The 3,957-nt window shown below is 72.6% G+C and carries 2 protein-coding genes; both read left to right on the top strand.

Going from position 1 to position 3,957, the window contains the following annotated elements:
- A partial coding sequence (locus tag LJ221_RS22410; protein ID WP_302852059.1) for a putative PEP-binding protein occupies positions 1 to 569 on the top strand: 569 nt, incomplete at its 5' end.
- A 528-nt stretch (positions 570 to 1,097) separates the two neighbouring features.
- Positions 1,098 to 3,902: a glycosyl hydrolase gene (locus LJ221_RS22405; protein WP_241718527.1), complete on the top strand. Its 2,805-nt coding sequence runs from the start codon at positions 1,098 to 1,100 to the stop codon at positions 3,900 to 3,902.
- The last annotated feature ends 55 nt before the right edge of the window (positions 3,903 to 3,957 follow it).

Raw genomic sequence — 3,957 nt, 5'->3', positions numbered from 1 at the left:
CCGCCGGCGGCGACCCCCGTGTGGAGATCATGATCCCGCTGGTGGGCACCGTCCAGGAGCTCGAGTGCGTCCGCGAGGAGGCCGAGAAGGTCGTCGCCCAGGTGCGGCAGGCCCGCGGTGTGGACCTGGAGCTGCTGATCGGCACCATGATCGAGCTGCCGCGCGCGGCGGTGACGGCCGGCCAGATCGCCGAGCGCGCCGACTTCTTCTCCTTCGGCACCAACGACCTCACCCAGACCGTGTGGGGCTTCAGCCGGGACGACGTGGAGGCCAGCTTCTTCACCGCCTACCTGGAGAAGGGCATCTTCGGGGTATCGCCGTTCGAGACCATCGACAGGGACGGCGTCGGCGCGCTGGTGCGGGGCGCGGCCGAGGCCGGCCGGGCCGCCCGTCCCGACCTCAAACTGGGCGTGTGCGGCGAGCACGGCGGCGACCCGGAGTCGGTCCACTTCTTCCACGGGATCGGCCTGGACTACGTCTCCTGCTCCCCGTTCCGCATCCCCGTCGCCCGCCTGGAGGCGGGACGCGCGGCGGCCATGGAGAGCGGGGAGGGCCGCGACAGCCGCTGACCGGCGGACGAAGACCACCTGACACCGGGACCGTCCCGCCGGCCGACCCTCACCGGCGGGAACGGCGGTCCCGGCGCACAAAAAGGAAGGGCGGCGCCTGTGCGGAGGCGCCGCCCTTCCGCGTCCGCGCCGACAGGGCCTCAGCCGAGGACGGCGCCGCCCTCCGCCTCGACAGGCCGGCCGGTGTCGATGAAGCACGGGACCTCCGCGAGGGCGCGGGCCGGACGCACGGAAGCGAACCGCTCCCCGTGGGCTCGGGCCGCCTGCGTGATCTCCGGGCACCTGAGGGTCCGGGCGTAGACGTCACCCCGCCCGACGATGGCCCCCTCGCCCCCGAAACCCGGTGCGGAGCCCGGCCGTGCGGACCCCGTGGACGGGCCCGGGGGCAGAGATGTCAATTCCTGAACGCTTGGCGGCTTTTCGAGATTGTTTCTGTCAGACATCTTGACGCTTGGTCAGGTGAAACTTACGTTGCCGAAATCCGAGAGCGCTCTCAGGACTCCCCCACGCACCCCCCAGGAGCCGTTCATGAGATTCCGCAGACGTCCCGCCGCGCTGCTGGCGGCGGCGGCCGCCACGGCGGCCGTCGCCACCGGCCTCGGCGCCGTCGGGGCGGACACCGCCCAGGCAGCCACCGTCCCCGTCGGCCGGGGCGGCTACAGCGACACGCGCCCGGCCGGGGCCGCCGGACCGGAGAACAACGCCGGGGCGCCGGTCAGGCCCAAGGTCACCGCGGCCATGGCGGACAAGCCGGTGCCCACCAACGACTGGTGGTCCTCCCTGGCCTTCCAGCGCTACCCCGGCAACCCGTACTCCGAGAACATGTACGGCCACCCCCTCACCTACCGGGCCGTCTCCGGAGGGCTGGAGGTCGGCTACCCCGCCTCGCACGCCGTCGTGGGCGAGGGCCGCCAGTACGAGTTCACGCACAAGCGTGACCTGACCCTCGGCCTCGCCGGCCTGAACTCCCCCGACGCCAAGGCGGACGGATGGAGCGACTGGACCGTCACCCCCCGCTGGTCCGACGGTTCCCGCACCCTGCGCGCCACCATCGGGCACGGTCTGCCGTACGTGTACGCGCAGGGCAGCGGCGGCGCCGCGCGGATCTCCGCCGCGGGCACCCCGGAGGTCTTCGCCGACGACGGCAACGTGCTCGGCGTCACCATCGGCGGCCGGCACTACGCGCTGTTCGCCCCCTCCGGCAGCGACTGGACCGTCTCGGGCACCGACATCCGCGCGGACCTCGGCGACAAGGACTACTTCTCGCTGGCCGTCCTGCCGGGCCGGGACGCACTGGCCACCTTCCGCAAGTACGCCTTCAGCTTCGTCACCGGCTCCGAGGTGGCCTGGGACTACGACGAGGCCGCCGGCCGGATGGAGGCCACCTACACCCTGACCACGACGGCCAGGGAGGGCAGCGAGCGCGGTACCCTCCAGGCCCTCTACCGCCACCAGTGGCTGCACACCTCCGACGCCCTGACCGGCTGGACCTACGCCTCGCCGCGCGGTGAGATGAAGGTCCGCGAGGGCGCCTCCTTCACCACCTCCCAGAAGGTCACCGGCGTCCTGCCCGGCCTGCCCGTGCCGGACGCCGTGGACGAGGCCAGGCTGAAGGGGTACATCGAGGAGGTCGCGAACGCCGCCGACCCGTTCGACGGCGCCACCGACACCTACTGGACGGGCAAGCAGCTCGGCAAGCTCGCCCAGCTGGTGCCGGTCGCCGACCAGATCGGCGAGACGGGTCTGCGCGACAGGCTGCTCGGCCTGATCAAGGGCAGGCTCCAGGAGTGGTTCACCCCCGGCGGGGCCTCGGAGTTCTCCTACGACCGCGACTGGCGCACCCTCATCGGCTACCCCGCCTCCTACGGCAGCGACAAGGAACTCAACGACCACCACTTCCACTACTCGTACTACGTGATGGCAGCGGCGATCGTGGCCCAGTACGACGCGGCCTGGGCGGCCGACTCCGCCTGGGGCGGGATGGTGAAGACCCTGGTGCGGGACGCCGCCAACCCCAGCCGCACCGACGAGCTGTTCCCCTTCCTGCGCGGCTTCGACGTCTACGCCGGCCACAGCTGGGCCTCCGGGCACGCCGGCTTCGCCGCGGGCAACAACCAGGAGTCCTCCTCGGAGTCGGTCAACCTCAGCGCCGGACTGGTCCTGTGGGGCTCGGCCACTGGCGACGACTCCCTGCGGGACCTGGGCGTCTACCTGCTGACCACCGAGTCCGAGGCCATCGCCCAGTACTGGTTCGACGCCGACCAGGAGGTCTACCCCGACGACTTCGGCCACGACGTGGTCGGCATGGTCTGGGGTAGTGGAGGCGCCTACTCGACCTGGTGGACGGCCAACCCCGAGGAGATCCACGGCATCAACGTCCTGCCGGTGACCGGGGGTTCGCTCCACCTGGCCCGCAACAAGGACGCCATCCGGCGCAGCATCGCCGAGATGGAGAGGGCCAACGGCGGCCCGGCCGTCGAGTGGCGCGACATCCTCTGGGAGTTCCAGGCGCTGGCCGACCCCGCGAAGGGCAGGGCCGCCTGGGACGCGCAGAACGGCGGCTACGAGCCGGAAGCGGGCGAGAGCAGGGCCCACACCTACCACTGGGTCACCACCCTGGACGCGATCGGCGCCCCCGACACCTCCGTCACCGCCGACAGCCCGACCGCAGCGGTCTTCACCAAGGACGGCACCCGCACCTATGCCGCCCACAACCACTCCGGCTCGGCGGTGACCGTGACGTTCTCCGACGGCGGGAAGCTGAGCGTCCCGGCCCGCTCCACGGCCACCGGCACCGGTGCGGCGGACCCCACGGACCCGGGTGACCCCGGCGACCCGCAGGACCCGCCCGCCACCGGCGACACCTTCCACCTGCGCTCCGGTGGAACGCTGAGCACCACCGAGGCCTCCACCGCCTCGGCCGACACCCTCGCCTCGGCGGACGGCGCCAACCGTGACGGCACCCCCCACCGGCCGCTGGTGTACGAGGTCAGGAACGTCGACGGCTCCCACGAGTCCGGCGGCGCCACCGGCTTCCGCCTGAAGGTGGACGCGGGCACGGCCGTCGGCCTCGGCCAGCAGGCGCGGGTCTCCTACGACCTGACCGGTGACGGCACCTTCGACCGGGTGGAGACCTACCGCTACTTCGCCACCGACCCGGTGGACGGCTGGGAGGACTACGACGCCTCCCGCGCCGGCCTGAAGTCGGCCTCGGGCAGCCTGGGCGACCTGCGGGGCGGAACGGTCCGCGTCGAGGTCTGGAGCGCGATCGGCAACGCCCCGGCCAAGCTCCGGGTCGGCTCCGGCTCGGTGCTGACCATCCCCTTCGGCTGACCGTCCCCTCCGGGGGATCAGGCCCCGCCGTGCGCGCACCCCGCCACCCCCGGTG

The sequence above is a fragment of the Streptomyces sp. CNQ085 genome, assembly GCF_022614595.1.
GTDB lineage: Bacteria > Actinomycetota > Actinomycetes > Streptomycetales > Streptomycetaceae > Streptomyces.
Note: the sequence above shows the minus strand (reverse complement) of the source record. Positions and strands in the feature narration are given on the sequence as shown.

Excerpts from the sequence above, each read along its gene's own strand:
- LJ221_RS22405 (WP_241718527.1), top strand. The coding sequence starts at position 1,098 with ATGAGATTCCGCAGACGTCCCGCCGCGCTGCTGGCGGCGGCGGCCGCC.